Genomic DNA, 18,719 nt, shown 5'->3' with positions numbered 1-18,719 from the left:
GATGAGGGGCGACGTGCTCAATGTGTTCATGCAGATGCGCGCCACAGAAACGCGTCTACTCGATGCGGCCTTTTTCTTCCAGGATAAAGCCGCTGCTTCGTTTTTTGAGTTTCGCAGGCTCGACGGTGCGGACTTGCGACGGAGACCGATTGCTGCCGTCGAAGCATTCGCCCAGTTCGCGAAAGCCGTTGCGCGTGGGTTGCGGGAGAAGATAGGCGGTGCCCTTTGCCTCAACCAGCCAGTACTCCACTGGGTCTTGGGCGTTGTCGTCGAACACCAGACCGGCGGCGTTATTCTCACGCATGATGCGACGGAATGAGGCGGAAGAGATCTCGCTCTCGATCTGGCGCCCAAACAGCTGATACCGGTCGACCATGGCCGGACTGCCCTCGGTGCACCACTTCTTGAATGCCTTCCCGACCTTCTCACCGGTAGACGGACGCCGGGGTTCAGGCTGCGACTGTGGGCGCGCCGCTCCGTTGCTCTGCTTCTTAAGCTCCTGGATTTCCTGGTTTTTGCTCCGCAGCTTCTTCTTTAGCGTTGCGATTTTTTCTTCCTGAGCTTTGTTTTCCTCCCGTAGCTCAGCGTTTTCCTCCTGTAGCTCAGCGTTTTCCTCCTGTAGCTCAGCCGTCTCGTTTGATTTCTCCGAAGCCGCCGATGCATCTACCTTGCCTTCTGCAAGCTCCTGCCCGGGCCCCTCCTCAGCAGACTCCGAGCCGTCTCCTGCTGAAGGAACGACAGCATTCAAAACGCGCTCACGCATACTTTTCTGACGACGCCGGTTTTTCTTCTCCTTCTTTTTCGTGAGTCCCCGTCCAAGGATAAGCACTATAACAAACAGCAGTCCACCTACCAGTCCGTAGAACATCCAGGAGATGCCGCCCCCACCGCTTTCCTGTTCTGGAAAGAATGCAGCCATGGCTGTTCGATGTTGGTCTGGCACCCGTTGCATTTGTACATTGCCATCCGTCACGGGCACGAAAACCGCTGCATCGTCGTCCCCCACGCTCTCATAAAGCACCGGCTCGCCCTCGGTGTTGGTCGTACGAACGATCACATAGACCGCTTCGCCGCTGTATGCCGTGCGATCAAAGCGGGACTGGGTTGTGCCATCGGCAGTTAAAGCGGTATCCGTAGTATCTCCTCGGCTGAGTTCATCTCGACTGAGTGCCGTGCCCTCGTCTGCCGGTCGGGTCCACACCCTTACTAACGCGTCCTCATTAAAGGAGACCTCGTCAGACTGCAGCGTGAGCCGAGTCGATCGGTGTTCCAGCGCGCGCTCGAAGGTAGATTCGGCCCACGCTGCGTCGTCAACAGGCGTCATATTCATATTTCCGGATTCGACGATTTCCAATTCGGGCGGCGATGTTGCGGCGTTGCTACCGACCTGTGTCTCGTAGAACCGGGGCGTGCCTTCGCTCTCTGGCAGACGGGCCAAAATGTACGCGCGGTGTCGTGGGTCAGTAGGCACTTGGATTGAACGCGTCGTGGCCTCGGCGTTCAGTCGGTCGTAGGTCTCGCTGAATGACGAGTCGGCCCGCTCCACCAGCACATCCCTCATTTTCTGGTGACCGCCCCAGTCGCTCAGCATGACCGAGGACCCGCCCGCTTCATGATACACCAGCACTTCGGTGCTGTCCGGCAGGATACCTTCCTTTTCCAAGCCTCGGTGGTACTCCAGTGTAAGCGGCACGGCCTCTTGCGCGTGCACGACAGCCGGAGCGGCCAGCATGCACACAAGCACGAGGATGCACCACGCGGTGCAGTGCGAGAAGGATACGTTTGGTATACGGAAAGACCGAAGCAGGCGAGGCATAGCAGCGGTTGGATAGATGGGCAAGAGCAGACTGAACGAGGTCGTGGTTACTGAGCGTACTGCTCACGGACCGCGTCAATCAAGCCCGCAATCTGGGCTACAAAGAGCGGCTCCAGCGCAGGGCGGTCTTTCTTCGAGATGCTCTCAATGCCATCGGCAAGTTTTGCATTTTCGTAGCCTCGGTCTTTGATGCTGGGCACGGCCTGCCGGTACACGCTACTCTTCAGCTTGTCGGCCCACTCCTTGTGGGCAGCAGGAATCACCTTAAACTCCCGGTGCATGCCGTAGGGCAGCGCCTCTTCCAGCGTATCCAGGAAACGCTCCAGGTTCTCGGGCACCTCCACCGGCGGATCCATACGGACCTCATTCTTGTGGATGGCCTGGTAGTACTCGACCAGCGAGCTGCTAAATGTGGTTTCGGTGTCGTGTACGCTCGGGTAGCCTTCCTCACCCGTGATGTTGGCCACCGGCACGTCACGCAGTTCGCCTTTGTCACTGCTCTTGAGAAGGCCGAGTGCAACCGAGACTTTCGGAGCAATCACGTTGTTGTAGCGGTGCAGTCCATCGAATTTGATGGGCAGGTCGTCATTCTCGACCGCAGCGCCCACCCGGAAGAGCTCCTCCATGATGTTGGAGAACTCGTACTTGGTATCGGTGAGCATATTGTACAGGCGGCTGCCGTTGCCGGTGAGCGTGATCGTCACCTTCGACAGCGGGAAGGCTTCCCCTTCCAGCTTCCCTTCGGAGGCCATTTTCATAAGCTGCCCGGCGAAGTACGCGAGCCCGCCCATGAGCAGCAGGTTGCTCAGAAAAAAGCCCTGAATGGCATCGCCCTCGCTGGCTTCCGTGCGCAGGTAGTTCAGGATGCGAATGAGCAGTTGGGCATCGTTTGAGCTGTCCACATCGGTAATCTGCTGCAACAGACCGAGCCACATCTGCAGCGTCATATCCCCATCGCGCGAGTTAGACGAGCGACTTTTGAATCCCTCGACGAGCGACGGATCGATGTCCGCATATTCGCTCTCGCCCCCGGAAGACATGCCGAGCACCTTGCGCTTGGCTCGCTGCTCGATGGCTTCCACGAACTGGGCGCGGAAGGCGGGCGCATCCTGAATAAAGTCGTTGATCTGCCCCGCCGCCAACTTGAAGGACGTCTGGAAGACCGGCTCCTGGCGGTCGAAGGCAATGATATCGGTAGTGCCGCCTCCCACGTCAAAGATGACGTGCTGGTTGTGATCGTCGACCACGTCGTCGCGGGCGGCTTCGCTCTCACTGGCCAGGTGGATATTGGAGGTTACCGTATCCCCCCAGACCATATCCATATCCGCTTCAAAGCGCTGACGGCGATCGTAGTTAAACGACTTTGGATACGAGAAGTAAAGCGCGTTAATCGAAGCGTTTGCTGCTGCTGCGGTAAGCACGATCTGCTTCCGCAGGTGATGCATGAACACCCGTAGCCAATCGGTGCGCGTCCACTTGATGTCTTGTTTTAGCGAAAAGCGCTGCGCTACGTTCTGAATCTGTGGAAAACCCTTAATCAGGCTCAGCAGTGTAGGATCGGCCAGTCCTACGTTGTCGAAGTAGATGAGTCCGTTTTCAATGGCGAAGTTATCGTCTTCTTCCACCTTCTGCTGCTGCGTAAGCAGTTGCGTGGGGAAGTAGAGCTGCGACATCAGATCGTTGTCGCGGACTCCAAACGTGTAGGGAAAGTCAAGCGCAGCGCTGCCTCCTTCGCAGACGTCTCCAAAGGTAGCTTTGTAGTTTGGGTTCTCCAGCAGGGTCGTGGTAAGCACCGGTAGCGAGAGCGGCTTGGGCGGTGTATCTTCAGCTTCTTTGTGTGCGATACATGTATTCGACGTCCCAAAGTCAATGCTCACGCTCCACTCGCTCGGGTTTTGCCCGGCACCGCGTGGGTCTTGCAAGTTCAGCAGGCAGAAGCCTCGTTCAGGCACGAAGAAGCCATCGGGCTTGTTGGATATGGTGTAGAAAGCCGCCTTACCGGGGCTCGGCACCGACCCACTCCGGCTGGTTTCGTCGCCCATTACTACCACATCGTCGTGGACGCTCTTCGTGACGCGACCGGCTTGCACGGCAAACGGATCGACGCGGGCGAACTCCCATGTTGGCGACAGACGCACTCGGGCGTAGTAGGTGTCGTCGGCGTGCGTGGTGGTGTCTTCGCCGTCGGCAATCAGATGCCGCACAGCATCCAGATCGTAGTTAGGGAAGAGACGCAGATCAAACTCATCACGTCCTACCTGCTCATCCAGGCGGTGACGGCCCTTGCCTACTGTGCTGTAGAGCTTTGTGATCTGCACCCCGCCAAAGTTGAGAGTCACCACATAGTTCTGGCCATCACTGGAGAGGTGCGCGCTGAGGGCATCGCGGAGCTCCTCGGCATCCATCATCTCCAGGATGTCTGGATCCATCGGAATGAAGTAGTATTCGGTCGTGCCCTCAAAATCGACCTCCAGACCGCTCCATTCGTCGGAGAATCCACCATGGTTCTCTTTCTGCGTGTCGTAGCTGGTAACGAGGGTGAGGTACGGCATAAACAGCCGATCGACGAAGAGGTACGGCATGGGAATCGCTTCCTCCCCCAGGTTCAATGCCTGGCCCAGATTATCCCCCTCCCGGTCCAGGTGCTCCACCGCATCAGCAAAGTCGTTGCTCCCAAATACACGCCCGTACAGCCGCGTGTTGTTCGAAAGCAACTGCTCTTGTGTCACCACCAGGCGGCCTTCGTGCAATGGCAGATCGCCCCAGATGTAGTCGGGACGTGCTTCCACAGCGAAGTTCAAGAAGGGCAAGGGGATGCGCCCCACCTGTTCCGTAAGTTTATCTACGGCAACATCTACATCATCGGGCGCTTCGACATTGCCGAGTTCTGCACTCCACTGTTCCAACTCATTGATAAAGTCGCTGGCATCGCGATCTTCCATCTCGATGCCTTCTTTCTGCAAGTCTTTCGTGTTGATGTTACGCAGCGCATGGTCGACCCAGATTTTTATGAGGCCTCGCACCCTGTTGCGTGTTTCGTCGGAAACGCGCATCTGGTTCTTCTCGTCAAGCGTACGGCTCGTGGGGTCGTACCACGTCCCGTTTTCCGAGTCATACCAGTATAGTCCGGTGAGCGTCTTCGGAGCGGTGGCTGCCGGGTAGATGCCGGTAAGCGGCGACCGGCCCGCCAGTACCTCTTCATCCCCTTGCTCACTGACCACCGTATAGAATTGCACCGGATTCCACAGGTCTTTGCCCCCAGGCGTAGCTGCCAGCGTAGGCACCAGCACCGAGCTAACGTCGCTTGGGTCGTCTTCGCGAAGCTCTACCTTCTTGGAACGGATGTCTATTCCCATCACATTCCGCAGTGCGAAGGCAGCAAGCAATCCGCGTAGCGTGCGGCGCGCCTCGTGCTGCAAGGCCTCACGTCCTTCTGAGGCCGCCATCCCTGCTGTGTCCTCAGACGCAGCACCATTGGTCGACTCGCCCAAGGAATGCTGGAAGAGATTCGCATAGAACATGTACGCGCGCGACACCGGCGAGGGAATGCGTCCCTGCGTGGCGGCACGGCGCACCTCCATGTTGTCTCCAATGTGCTGAAGTAAAGTCGAGGATCCTTTAGTGAACCCTTTTGGATTCGGATCTGCAATAGGGTAGTCTGATGCGGCGTCGGGGAGAAAGGGGGATTGCGACATCGTTAGTTGGATTAGGTGCTTTTAACAGATGAGGAGAACTCCAGCCGCCGTCGGGGCTGACGGCCACGCAAACAGACACACGGCCGTCATGCGACCTGCGTGCGTGTGTATTCGTCGGGGATGCCGTTGCGCCGGTTCAGACGCAGCGCCTGATGCACTTCAGGGGTGGTAATGCCCAGTGGGATGCATCCGTCGGAGTCGATCAACTGGAAGACGTCTACATCGACTTCCAAGCGCACATCGTTGTGATGCAGGCGCGCCATGGCGGCGAGTGCAGCGCGAAGGGTCCGCACCATGGCAGTGTCCGACTCTTCCTGGTCAACGTCCACATCGTTTTCGCCCACATTCGCCATGGCCTGATGGATGGCCGAGTAGTCGGACTTTGTGTTGGCGAGCAGATCTACCTCGCCTCCTTTCAACGTGGTTTCGGCCCAGAGCAAGAGGCGGGCAAAGTACTCGGCAACCTCGGTACGCTTGGCGCCAAACGTCCATTCGCCTGCTCCAGCCCCATCTTGTACCAAGGCCGGTCGATCGCGCTTTCCGGCTTGCTGGTACTGGGGGAAATGGTTGTTCGCCCAGCGGTCGATCACGCTGCTATACCACCCCAGCTGCTTCAGATGCCCAGGCGACATACTGGCAATCATGCGGTCCAGCCCCTTCGAGAAGTCCTCTTGCCCGCCCTGGCGCAGATGGAAAGCGGCCAGGTGAAGCAGGTAGGCAAATTGCTCGCGCAACACCCCAGTGTTTGCATAAGGCAAGTGCTGCCACTGCAACTGCGCCTGGTTGCCATCTGGCACAAATACACGCACTTGCGTCTGTTCGCTGCCGCTGGGCTGCCCTATGGCATCGAGCATGGCAAGTCCGGCCATAAACTCTTCGAAGTAGGCCGGATTCGACTGGGCGGTGCTCCCCAGGTGGGCCTCTACCTGATTGCGTCCTGGATTGTCGGAGCCGATGACGTAGACGCCATCGTACATCGCATCGCTGGTCCGGTAGACCTTGCTGTAGAACTGAAGAGCGCTGGCCGTGTCGAGCAAGAAGCGATCCGGATCAACGCTCGCTTTACGCTCGCGCGGCTGGTAGTGCGGCAAAATCTTGATGGCGTTCCACTGCAGCCCCTCTTTATTGACCATCGTACCCTGCGTGCGGTCGAGCGCCCGCTCCACGCATTCGCGCACCACCGGAATCAGGGAGGCTCCGGTGCCACCGAACACGGAGGCCGTTACCATTACCGGCACGTTCGTAGACGACCCAGTGGCCGCGTTAGCCAGCGCACTCAGGAAGTTCTTCGCATTCTCGTTGTGCACCAGCACGTTGTTCAAGTGCTCCGAGAGGTGCAAGCATCCCAGATTCGGACGGGCGCGGAAGCCGTCTTCGCAGGTGGCCTCGCGCTCGCTTTCGTCGTAGAGCAGCTCCAGCACCTGGCGCGTCTTATCGTCGGTGGTGGATGCGGTGTTGAGTCCGCCACTAATGACTGTATCGAGCGGCTCGGTGAGGCGATACAGCGTGATGTCAGTACCAAAGAGCCCGGCTTCTACATCCTCGCTGCTGGCCAGCGGGTTCCAACTGCTACTGGAGGCCGTCGTCTTTACGTTCCAGTCGTATTGCTGCATTTCGTTGTACGCATCCGCTGTCTTGCGCGTGCGCATCACATTGCCATTGGAGGCATCGGTATCCACCATGAGAATGTGCACGTTTTTGGGTCCACGCCCCGTTGCACACAGGTGAATGAACGACTCAGCGACTTTCGCACCGGTACCGCCCCCGGTGATGATAAATACATGATCAGACATACAATACAGAAGATTTCAAAAGAGAATAGATGGTGCATGCGCCAGGCACCAGAAATTATACCAGTTGGCCACTTTCAATGCCCTGAGTAGCCCCGTAGGATTTGCATGCCCAGATGCTTCCGCCAAGCACCCCGAGCACTGTAGCCAGCAGAATTGTGAGGTAGAGCCCCCACGAAATGCCGCCGCCCGATCCGAGCGTAATTACTGCGGTGGGCGATGCGTTGAGGAAGTACCCAACCTCGTACTGCAAATCAGCAAGGCCCTGATGTACAACAGGAATCAGCACTTCCAGCAGCGCAATGCCAACCAGGATAGCGGCTACGACTCCAATCACAACGCGATTACGGCTCTGCAGATGTTCGGCGACACGCGCAGGGCCCTGTCGTCCCATTGACTTAATGTCGCCTCGTGCCATGATCGTGATGCTGCCAAAAAAGATGAGGAGCGTGCCAAGAAAAATAACGGTAAGTACCATGCGTGTGCGTTCTGACTTGAGTGCGAAAAGAAAACGTGTACCTGTGTGCGGAGCGGGCGCTGTGTTATCGCCATTCTGTGACCAGGAGAGCCTCCCCAAGCACATAATGCTCGCGAATTACGGCTCCCATGGTTGGTTGAATGTTGAGCGTCTGGCTGCAGGCACTTGCGGCTGCGTCGCGTCGGACACTCAGGTCATTGGGAATCAGCCGGTTGGCACCAGTCGGGCCAAGACCGATTTGCACCACCGAGGCAATGCGCTCCTTGCGCTGCTGGGGGCTGTGTGACAGCAACGCATCAACGTGTGCGTGCCATGTGTCGCGGACCGTGGCTCTCGTGTCAAAGGTGCGCGGAGCATTTGTCTCGGTCAGTGCGACCTGGCGGTTTCCTACCGAAAGCGTGTCGATGCGCCAATGCTGAAATGTGGGCTCCAGCGCATTCATGACACGCTCGCGGTCGGTGCCCGACAGGGTGCGCCAGGGAAGCGTCGTGCTATCTACGGAGACATCAAACTGCAGCGGAGACCCGGCACTTGCATCTGGATTGGCTACCTGGCCCGAGAAGACGTGTCCAACGTCAGGATGCGTGTTGCGGTGATCTGTAAGCGAACGAAAGAGGCGTTCCCCGCGCCGCTGATCCTCGTTGGCAGGATGTGAATGTTCGCGTGGTACAACCGAGGCGCTTGAGGTGCCAATTGTGATCTGATGAACGGTTTCTACGCCGTTGGCCTCCAGAATCTCGATATACTCCTGCTTAGCAGCAACCGATGGGAAGAATCCGAACCCGTAAAAGGGGCGATCACTGCAGCTGTAGGAGATGGCTCCGGTATCGGGCACTTCATGGTAGTACGTGCCCTCGTATGGCCCCCGGTACGCGAGCAGCGTAAACACCCCGCCTGTTTCAAGCCAGGCTCCAATGGAGTTTACAATTCCCCCAAATCGGGCTCCTTCTTCAGGCTCCGACTGTACCCCATCGCTAATAATCAGGTGCGGCTGATCCGGATCGAGGTCAGCAAAGAGCGACTCGTAGTCGTTGTTCACCCACGTATAGGCGGCGGGATCTTCCATAAAGAGCGCATCAACGGGTTCAACGACTTGTCCCTGTTCTTGCGATGGATATCCGAATCCATGAAAATCAACTTGCCCGGCTAACTGTCCGTCAAGCGTCTCCAGGAGATCAAAGTACACTGACGCTCCGCCCAATGTGTAAGGCCGCATACCCACAGATCGGTCAACATACACCTGCAGATCGCCGACATCTTGTTCAGGCGGAGGCGTCATATCACCCACCGATTCGATCTGTCGGTTGACTTCCTCCACAAGCAGTGGAGCCTCCTCGTTTGAAAGAGGTTCTCCACATCCGCTCAGCACAATCAGCAGGGCAAGCAGTCCAGTCCAGCACATCCGCGATCGGATACGTGTATGTTCAGAGCACACCATAGGCCATGAGGCTATAAGGAGTATTGGTGGTAGTAGAAAATCCACGCAGAGGTTAGTAGTCAGGCACCCATCCGGGGGGAGGCGTATCTGTAAAGACGAGGCGCATTTCTAACCGGCGGTTCTCAGCACGGTCGGACGCTGTTTCGTTACATGCCTCAATGTCTTCTCCTGATGGGCAGTTGCGCGGACGAAACTCGCCGTACCCCGACGCTGACATGTCTAACTTGGTCGGGTCAAGCCCGCCTTCGATGAGAGACTCCATGACGCGGGTGGCGCGTGCCGTGCTCAGTTCCCAGTTCGACCGAAACTCGCCGCCGGTGATGGGTACGTTGTCGGTATGCCCCTGCACCTGCACCTCAACGAGCGTTTCGAGTTGTTCGCCGCTCGACTGCCCACTTATTGCCCGGGCGATCTCGCTCATCAGATTGGCTCCGAAATCGCTCAGGACGTCATCTCCGCTTTTGAAGGTCACATCCGACCCAAACTGCAGGTTCTGGATGATACCGTCCTGCGTCACCTCAATGTCGTATCCCTGGGCTCGGAGTTCTTCGACTCGACTATCGATCTGAGCCTGTTCCTCCTCACGCAGCTCGATCCAGGGCCCGTGCTCATCGTCGTCCAACTCGATAAAACGAGCCACCTGATAAGTGACCATGAGCACCATAACGAGCGCAAAGGCCAGCATTGCGTCGGTGAATACCGGCCATACGTTGACGGTCGAGGAGGAGCGACGGCGGGCCATAAGAAGAGGAAAGGAGGGACTGGATACTGCAGATGAGAAACGCGGGCCGGACGATAAGGAGGACTGAGTCCGTGCTTCTTAACTACTTAACGGACCAGTAAATTACTGTGTGGCGACAAGGATGTCAAACATATGTACCGCTGGAGGATGCGTATTTTATCTCGATCTGTAGGTCAAACCGCACAAAATGAGCAACATATTATTTCTTCACATCCAGAAGCTGCACGTGTAAATGCCCCTGACCTCATAGCTGGTATTAGTCAACGAGTATATGCCAGCTTCCTAATTTGGATAACACAGTATATGGATTTTGCGATCGCTCTTTAGGAGCCTGGAAGCCCAGAATAAGAAATCAAACGTGCGAGGCGTTCGGGGTCCTCCCGATGGCAGTCGGGCATCAGGGTGACGCGGGGTGGGGGGCACATGCTTAGCTTACGAAACGTCCCCCCTCCACAGTCATGCTGAACGCCGTGAAGCATCTCAAGCAGGTGTCGTCGGGAAGCGGTGCCGCCGCGCCTGCAGTGGAGCTGCGCCTGGCATGGGCAGGGGGCGTGCCGAGCGCATAAGGGTGCCGCTGAGATCCTTCCGACCGACCGCTGTCGGGCGTCAGGATGACGCATGGTGGGAGGCAGGTGCACATGCAGACCCGGCGCCTCTCGCCCGCGCTACTCCAGCGTCTGGTAGTCGCGCCCGACGACGAGCGTAAGATCCACAGCGGCTTCGCTGGCGGGCGGACCGGGTACGATGCGGCGGCGGTCCAGGCCCAAGGCATCGGCGATGATCTCGGCCATGTCGAAGGCGTTGCGGTGCAGGTAGATCGTTGTTTCAGGCGCGGTGCCGGTGGGCAGGTTGCCAATTTCGGGCACCTGGGCGCCGGTCGCCTCCACCCGCTCTTGAAACTGCGAGGCCAGCCCCGCTTGCCCTACGCCGTTCAGCACCTGCACACGCAGGTCTTCAATCTGGATGATGGGCTCCTGGTGCGGATACAGCGTCTGCTCCACAATCGTCTGGGGCTCAGACTCGGGGGCTTCGCCCGACGAAGGCGGCGCTCCCTCAAGCGTTGAGAGGTCCAGCATCTGCCATTGCACAATCACGACGATAAGCACCAGTGCAATCCCAGTTAGGATGCTGAAAGTAGCGGCATTCCACGGGTCGTGTCCCCCTGTGCGGCGCCGAGGCGTGCCGTTGGTGCCACCTTGCGTACCTACCTCCTCCATAATGTCTTGCATGCCCGCATTGAGCGAGCGCACCGACTCGTGCAGCGCTGCCACTGACTGTGCCACGCTGGCGTTGATATCGGACGGCTCTTGCGTCTGCTCGGCCAGGCGCTGCTGGGCCTCGGCCAGGGCTTCGGAGGCGTTGGCGAGTTCGGCCCCTGAGTCCGCGACATCGCCCAGGGTGCGCGTAAGGTGCTCGAAGCGCCCCAATTGCTCTTGCAGGGCCACCAGCGTTTCAGCAGCCTCGGCAAAGTCGAGGGGTTCATCCGTGTTGGAGGCGTCAGCGCCCGAGGGCGGCACGTCGTCAGGCATCAGTCGAGAAGGGCGTCAGGAGGGCGGTGTTGGCGGTGTGGATGTGCTTCAGCACGCGCTGGGCGGCGCGCTGGGCGGTGGGCGTGTGGGGCGCAACCTGGCGCAGGGCGGCGATCCACTGGCGCACCTCGTCGTTGCGTACGTTGGTGGGGGAGGCAGTATCTGTGGGGGCGGAGGCCGATGCTGTAGGGGCGGCGGGGGCCTCTGAAGCTGCATCCGGTTCGTTGGGGGATGCAGCGCCTGTGTGTTCTCCCTCAGACGAACTGGGCGTGTCGAGCGCGCTCCACGTAATGGGCGGACGCTCATCGGCGGGCACGGTGTCGTACGTATCCACCAGCCACCACAGCAGCTTGTGGAGCGTTTCGACGACGCGCTGGGCATCTTCGACCGAGCGCGCCCACTCGCTGTCTACGTGCGCGCCCACCATTCCGGCCTGGCGGATGCGGTGCATCCACATTTTTACGGGGGCCGGATGCGATTTCAGCCACGTGTTGAAGGCGCCGTGGGTGAGCCGCTCGGCCAGGGGCCGGTGCTGGGGCGGGAATCCTTCGTAGGCTTCAATGGTGGCCAGCACCATGTCGAGCGCCCGGTAGGCCCGCCAGCGTGCCACATCAGGATGCACGGCGACGGTGGCTTCGGCCCGCATGGCCTCGTCTCGCAAGGCGTCCCATGCATCGGGCACAAAGGCGAAAGCAGAAGACGTAGCCATTCGTGGGGGACTGTGGGACATCGTGGCAAACCGGCAGCTTTCAACATACGACCAGCAGCGCATAACGTCAATGCGGGCTCCGACACGCAACGCTGGGTCGCGGTTCAGAGCGTCTCACAGAGCATCTCGGGGGTGCAGGAGATTCCTCGACTTCGCTCGGAATGACATTGTAGAGAAGGGGGCAAAGGCATACCAAAAGTTGACCACCTCATTCCGTATGCACCACGTACGCAATGTAGATTCCAGTGCGAGGCGGCGTCCATTGAATCTGCACCGTCTACGCATCCGGCAGTCCAGGCTCGACCATGACCACGTCTTCGTGCTGTACCGTTACGGCGCCGGGCGGACTGCCTTTGGGGCTGCGCACGTATTTGCGGCGCGTGTACATGACGGGCACGGCGCCGCTGCCGCGGGCTTTGCTGTAGTAGGCGGCGATCTGGGCAGCCTGCACAATGCGACGACGCCCCGGCTCGGCGTCGCGGTTGGGCAGGTGCAGCACGGTGTGCGAGCCGGGCACCTGGCGCGCGTGCATCCAGAGGTCGTACTTCTGCGCGGTGTGGAACGTGAGTTCGTCGTTTTGGCGGGCGTTTTTGCCGACCCACACCTCAAAGCCGCCGCCCAGGTCGAAGCGCCGAAACGGAAAGGTGTCTACATCGGAGGAGCCGCGATCCATGAACGGGGCGATCTCGTCGGCGCGCTCTTTCCGAAAGCGTTTGATGCCGCTAAGTGTGTCGATGGCGCGCAGATCGTCAAGCAATTGCTGGGCGGATTCGGCGCGAGCGATGGCGTCGTCGAGGCGCGCCTCGGCCTCCTGACGCGAGCGCCGGGTGCGGCGGGCCCGGTCGTAGTAGTGCTCGGCGTTCTTGACTACCGACTTGGCGGGGTCGAGCGGAATCGTGATGGCTTCCTCGTCCTCGCTGAACAGGTTCGGGAGCGTCACTTCTTCCGCACCGGGTGACACGTCGGGCTGCGTCATGAGCAGATGCGCCCACTGCTCGTATTCGGCGGCGCGGCTCTCGTTGGCGAGTTCCTGCATCATCTGCTCGGTGGTGCGCTGGGCGCGGTCGGCGGCCCGCGCCAGGGCGTCGTCGAGCGGATCGTAGAGGCGCTCAAAGTGCTGCTTCGCCAGCATGCGACGCACGGCCACGCGTACAGCGGTGTCGACGTCGTCGAACGCTTCGCGACGGTCGGTGCGGTGCTGAAGCGGGATGAGCGCGAAAGCGTCGGGGAACGGGCCGGTGCCGTAGAGGCGCGGGGTGGGCGTCTCCAGTTCGCGCAGAATCTGCTGGGCGGAGGCAAAGAGCTGTTCTTTTTCAGCGGAGGATACGGTTTCAGGATCGGCAGTTGGGTCGAGTCCAGCACGGTGGACCGTTTCGCGGGCCAGGAGCTGTCCGAAGAGCGGCACGGCGGACTGGATGGCCTGCCGCGTTTTGTTGCGGTTGGTGCGCCAGCGCCCGAGGAAGTCGTCGAGCGTGTCGGGCATGGGTGCAGCACGCGGCGTGGGGGCGTCGGTGCCGCGCAGGGCGTTGGCGTTGCGAAAGGCATCGCGAATGGTACCGGTCTCTGCATCCACCCAGAATACGTTGGCGCGGGCGCCAAAGAGCTGCCAGACGAAGCGCGAGCCGTCGCTGAGGTCGCACATCACCATGCGGTCGAGGTGGGCGATGCGCAGATCGGTGACCGTTAGGCCCTGCGATGCCTGGAAGAGCGTGGCTACGTTGCTCTTTTTCTTGCTGATGCCGTCGGTGCGAAACAGAAACAGCAGCGGACGCTGCACCGAGGCGCGCAGCATGTAGGCGGATTCGGGGCCGGCCAGGGCCAGCGAGAACTCATTTTTGACTTGCGAGAAGGCGTCATGCACCTGGCATCCAACCAGGTCGTCGTGCCAGCGGCGCACCAGCGCGCGCAGTGTAAAGTAGCTGTTGATCATGAGGAAGCGCTCCGAATCCACAAACCCGCGGATTCCGCTCTACCGCAGGCGGGGTGGGGTGATCCGGCAGGGTAGGGACGCGCCCGTGTCCCGTCTCTACCGGAACCGGGGCGTATGCAATCACGCTGCATCAGCTGCCGGTGTGTGGCCGCCAAAGGTGTCGGGGAGCGGGCGGTCCAGAATGTTCGTGTACAGGTATGCGGTGAGGCGGTACTGCAGCATCGCAAAGGCCGGGATGAGCAGCATCACCACGGGAAGCGTAAGCAGAATCCCGAGGCCCAGGCTCACGGCCAGCGGCACCAGAAACTGCGCCTGCACGCTCGTTTCGATGATAATGGGGAAGACGCCCAGGAAGGTGGTAATGGAGGTGAGCAGAATAGGCCGAAACCGCGACTGTCCTGCTGCAATCAGCGCCTCGGGCCATGACTTCCCACTGGCAAACTCTTCGTTGGCAAAGTCAATGTAGACCAGTGAGTTGTTCACCACCACGCCGCTGAGCCCCACGAATCCGAAGATACTGAGCAGGCCGATGGGAATATCCAGCAAGAGGTGCCCAATGATGGCCCCGGCCCAGCCAAACGGGATGACGCTCATGATGACAAGCGGCTGGATGTACGACCGAAAGGGAATTGCCAGCAGCGCATAGATCGCAAACAGCGCAATCGCAAAGCCCACGAGCAGCGAGCCGATAGCCTGCTGCTGTTCGCGCTGCTCGCCCTCGAAGCTGAAGTCGAGTCCGTCGAACGCGCCCTGCATGGCCGGGAGCACCCGTGCCTCCAACACCCCGTTGACCTCTTGCCCGGTCACGATTTCCTCGTTCACGTCGGCGGTGACGGTGATGACGCGGCGTCCGCCTCGACGGTTGATCTGCGACGGCCCGAATCCGATTTCGGCGGTGGCTACGTCGCCCAGCGGAACGAAGGCGCCGTCGGGGGTGCGGATGCGGTAGGCTTCGAGATCGGTGATGGCCTGCCGCTCGTTCTCGGGCAGACGCACAAACACCTGCACCTCGTCCTCGCCACGCTGCAGGCGGTAGGCTTCGGCCCCAAAGAAGCCCGCACGCACCTGCTGCGCCAGGTCGCTCAGGGTGAGGCCGAGCGTGCGTGCCTGGGGACGCAGATTGAGCTGCACCTCGCGCTTTCCGGCTTGCTGATTGCTTTCCACGTCGAACACGCCCCCGAACTGACGCAGCGAGTCTTGCAGCGCGGCCACCGCGTCGTCGAGCGTGGCGGCATCGCCTGCGGCAAGCTCCACAGCCACCGGATCGCCCAGGTTTACGACGTCGGCAGAGAAGGTGAGCGAGCGGATGCCTGCCGGCTGGGTGAACCGCTCGCGCCATGCCTGCTCGAAGGCGCTCGCGGACACGTCGCGCTCTTCGGGATCGATCAGTTCGAACGAGACTTCGGCCAGACGTGGATCAATGAGGTTCGAGCCGCCATCGGCAGGGCCGGCGTTGGCCTGCGGCTGCTGCCCGATGCTGGTGAACACGTTACGCACAATCTGCGGATGCGCGTCGGGAAGGTCGGCCTGCAGGTCGGCAGCGGTTTCGCGACCTACGGCTTCCAACCGATCGGTAATGCGCTGCGTCTGCGCGGCGGTGGTGCCTACCGGAAGCTCCAGCTGTGCCGTTACAAGCTTGCCCTCAATGCTTGGGAGGAACGAAAAGCGTACGTATCCCCCCGCAATGAATCCACCCACAAGAATGAGCGTGGCGAATCCGGCGCACAGCGCGACCCCGTAGTGCTTCGTGCTGTATTGCAGCGCCCGCTTCAAGGGCCCGTTAATGAAGCGGTTGAGCCCATCGGCAAAGCGCTGTTGCACCCGTTTTAGGCGGCGGATGAGGGCGCTTTCATCTTCGGCAGGCGTCTTCTTGACGTTCGACAGGTGGTACGGCAGGATGAAGAGCACCTCAACCAGCGAGAGCAAGAGCACCACAATGACAATGAACGGGATGTCGCCCAAGAACTTGCCCAAGATGCCTTCAATGAAGAGCAGCGGCATGAAGGCGGCGACAGTGGTGAGCACCGCGAAGATCACCGGGCCCGACACACGCGAGGTGCCAATGACTGCCGCGTCGGTGGGGTCGGCGCCCTTTTCTTGCTCGGCAAAGACGTTCTCGCCCACCACAATCGCATCATCCACCACAATCCCAATGGAGAGGATGAAGCCAAAGAGCGAGATCAGGTTGATGGAGGTGCCCGTCAGGTACATCACGCCAAACGTGCCCACGAACGCCAGCGAGATCCCGACCGAGGTCCAGAATGCCAGGCGCGGATTCAGGAACAGCATGAGCGTGGCAATGACCAGCAGCAGCCCCAGGATGCCGTTTTCGATGAGCAGGTTCAGGCGACTCTGCAGGTTTTCGGCTTCGTTCTGCCAGATGCCAACCTGAATGCCGTCGGGCAGCGACGGGCGAAACTCGGTGTCGAGGTGATTCTTCACGACCTCCACGTTGCGCAGCACCTGTTCGTTGCCGGTGCGAAAGACCTGCAGAAACGCGGCGCGCTCGCCGTTGAACCGGGTGATGAGATCCGCATCCTCAAATCCGTCGACGACCGTGGCCACATCGCCGAGGCGAAGCTGCGTGCCGTTGTCGCGGCTAATGAGCACGATGTCCTCGAAGTCCTGCTTCGTGTAGTTCTGTCCCTGCGTGCGGATGAGGATCTGCTCGCTGTCGGTTTCGATTTCGCCGCCGGGCAGGTCCAGGCTGCCCTCACGCACAAGCGCAGCCACCTGCGGCAGCGTGAGTCCGTAGGTGCGCAGGGTCTGGCGGTCGAGTTCGATCGAGATCTCGTAGTCGCGAATTCCGGCGCGCTCGATGAGCGAGATCTCGGGATACTGCGTAAGCTGGCGGTCGAGCTGCTTGGCGGCTTCTTTGAGGGCCGCCTCGCTGGCGCGTCCATAGATGGCCACCTGCAAGACTTGCCGCCGGTTCGAGAGCTCGGTGACGGTGGGCTGCTCGGCTTCTTCGGGGAACGCCGTGATGCGGTCGACCTCCTGCTTGATCTCGTCGCGCACCTGTGCTGCATCGGCGCTGCGCTGCAGTTCGGCGGTCACCACGCCGAAGTTTTCGGAGGCGGTGGCCAGCACCCGGTCGATGCCCTCCACGCCCTGAATCCGATCTTCAATGCGCTGCACAATCGACTCTTCGATCTCTTCGGGCGTGCTGCCGGGATACTCCACGCGCACCTGCACCGCATCCAGGCTGAACTCGGGGAAAACCTCTTGCACTACCGAAAACGCACTGATGCCGCCGATCAGGAAGATCAGAATAAACAGCAAGTTGGAGGCCACCCCGTTCCGGGCCATCCAGTCAATCATACGGGTCATGGGCGTGCAGGAAGAACAGTGGGGGAGGCAAAGGATCGGTGCTACGGCGCGCTATTCCGTGGCTCGGCGGACGGTCATGCTGTCGCTGACCACGGGCAGGTCGTCGGTAATGACGGGGCGGCCCTCAGTCAGGTCGCCGGTCACGAACGCCTGATCGTCGACGTGCTGCACCACTTCTACATCGCGCATCACAAGCATGGTGTCGGATTCGATCGTCCAGACGGTGCCGTCATTGCGCACAGCGCGGCGCGGCACCACGTAGTAGCGGTCGAGCGAGCGCCCTTCGATGTCAACGGTAACGTACGACCCGACCGCAAGCGGCGGACTGTTGTCGGCTTCGGTATCTGGACGCGTGTCATAGGGTGCATCCACACGCACCGCTACGTTCACCGTGCGGGTCTGTGCGTCGAGCGCCCCTTCTACACGGTCCACGTAGCCCTCCCACGTGTAGGAATTGCCGCCGTAGTTCAGCGTGACGGTCGCGGTGCGCGGCTGATCGGTCTGGCGAGCGCTGGTCTGCCACAGCCCGTCGATAAGCGCAGCCCGCCCTGATTCGAGCGGGACCACGACCTCGGCTTGCTCGGTGCTAAAGAGCCGAGCGATGGGTGTGCCCGGCGCTATGTATGCGCCCAGATTGGCCTGGGTGGTGCGGATGCGTCCGTCGAACGGCGCCACGAGGGCGGTGCGCTCCAGGTTGGTCTGGGCGGTTTCGAGCTGGGCCCGGGCGCTTTCGAGGTTGGCCTCTGCCGCCCGAAGCTGGGGTTCGCGGAAGAGCAGCCGCCCCAGTTCGGTGCTGTCGGGCTCCGGGGCATCCGCTGCCCGCTGACGCATCCGCTCGTACTCTTCTTTGGCGACGCCAACTTCCTCGCGTGCCTGTAGCACCTCGAACTGGCGCTGCGTGACCGCGGCCTGCGCCTGACGCACCCGGCTCTGGTAATCAGACGGGTCGATGCGGGCGAGCGTGTCGCCGGTGCGGAAGGTGCCGCCACTCACAAATGCATCGCTCACCGACACGATGCGCCCGCCCACTTCGGCGGTCAGGTCGATTTCGCGCGGGGGACGCACAGTGCCGGTGCCACGCACGTGTAGGGCGCCGGAGCGCAATTCAATGGGTGTGGTGGCCACGAGCGGCGCTTCGTTGGAGGGCGGATCCTCTGGCGGAGCGCTACGCAGTGCCACCAGCAGCACGGCCAAAAGAAGGCTGCCCACAATGAATCCGCCACCGAGGAGGTACGATTTATATTCGTGCATGACGTAAGGAG

The 18,719-nt window shown here is 60.5% G+C and carries 11 protein-coding genes; all 11 read right to left on the bottom strand.

Annotation, left to right across the window (positions count from 1 at the left end; translation table 11 throughout):
• Positions 1-55: 55 nt before the first annotated feature.
• A complete protein-coding gene (locus CRI93_RS05690) occupies positions 56-1,816 on the bottom strand; it encodes a TMF family protein (protein WP_141491577.1) in 1,761 nt (586 codons plus the stop codon).
• A 47-nt stretch (positions 1,817-1,863) separates the two neighbouring features.
• On the bottom strand, positions 1,864-5,511 hold the full coding sequence (locus CRI93_RS05685) for an acetate and sugar kinases/Hsc70/actin family protein (RefSeq protein WP_141491576.1): 3,648 nt from the start codon (positions 5,509-5,511) through the stop codon (positions 1,864-1,866).
• Between the two features lie 86 nt (positions 5,512-5,597).
• On the bottom strand, positions 5,598-7,304 hold the full coding sequence (locus CRI93_RS05680) for a hypothetical protein (RefSeq protein ID WP_098061657.1): 1,707 nt from the start codon (positions 7,302-7,304) through the stop codon (positions 5,598-5,600).
• A 55-nt stretch (positions 7,305-7,359) separates the two neighbouring features.
• Entirely contained in the window at positions 7,360-7,779 is a 420-nt protein-coding gene (locus tag CRI93_RS05675) for a hypothetical protein (protein WP_098061656.1), read from the bottom strand.
• 64 nt (positions 7,780-7,843) lie between these two features.
• A complete protein-coding gene (locus tag CRI93_RS05670) occupies positions 7,844-9,181 on the bottom strand; it encodes a hypothetical protein (protein ID WP_098061655.1) in 1,338 nt (445 codons plus the stop codon).
• Positions 9,182-9,269: 88 nt separating this feature from the next.
• Positions 9,270-9,959, bottom strand: a complete 690-nt coding sequence (locus tag CRI93_RS05665; RefSeq protein ID WP_098061654.1) for an OmpA/MotB family protein — start codon at positions 9,957-9,959, stop codon at positions 9,270-9,272.
• 665 nt (positions 9,960-10,624) lie between these two features.
• Complete coding sequence (locus CRI93_RS05660; protein WP_098061653.1) at positions 10,625-11,488, bottom strand: LytR C-terminal domain-containing protein; 864 nt, start codon at positions 11,486-11,488, stop codon at positions 10,625-10,627.
• The gene (locus CRI93_RS05655) at positions 11,481-12,197 is read right to left on the bottom strand and encodes a hypothetical protein (protein ID WP_098061652.1); all 717 of its coding nucleotides are present in this window, start codon (positions 12,195-12,197) and stop codon (positions 11,481-11,483) included. Before CRI93_RS05655 ends, CRI93_RS05660 begins: the two co-directional genes overlap by 8 nt.
• 277 nt (positions 12,198-12,474) lie before the next feature.
• Positions 12,475-14,127 (bottom strand): Rqc2 family fibronectin-binding protein, encoded by a 1,653-nt coding sequence (locus tag CRI93_RS05650; protein ID WP_098061651.1) that lies wholly within the window; start codon positions 14,125-14,127, stop codon positions 12,475-12,477.
• 120 nt (positions 14,128-14,247) lie between these two features.
• Complete coding sequence (locus tag CRI93_RS05645; RefSeq protein WP_098061650.1) at positions 14,248-17,457, bottom strand: efflux RND transporter permease subunit; 3,210 nt, start codon at positions 17,455-17,457, stop codon at positions 14,248-14,250.
• A 51-nt stretch (positions 17,458-17,508) separates the two neighbouring features.
• Positions 17,509-18,708: an efflux RND transporter periplasmic adaptor subunit gene (locus CRI93_RS05640; RefSeq protein WP_098061649.1), complete on the bottom strand. Its 1,200-nt coding sequence runs from the start codon at positions 18,706-18,708 to the stop codon at positions 17,509-17,511.
• Positions 18,709-18,719: the final 11 nt, after the last annotated feature.

Origin of the sequence: Longimonas halophila (assembly GCF_002554705.1) — a bacterium.
Taxonomy (GTDB): domain Bacteria; phylum Bacteroidota; class Rhodothermia; order Rhodothermales; family Salinibacteraceae; genus Longimonas; species Longimonas halophila.
The sequence above is the reverse complement of the archived record's forward strand: the minus strand, read 5'-3'. Positions and strand labels throughout refer to the sequence as shown.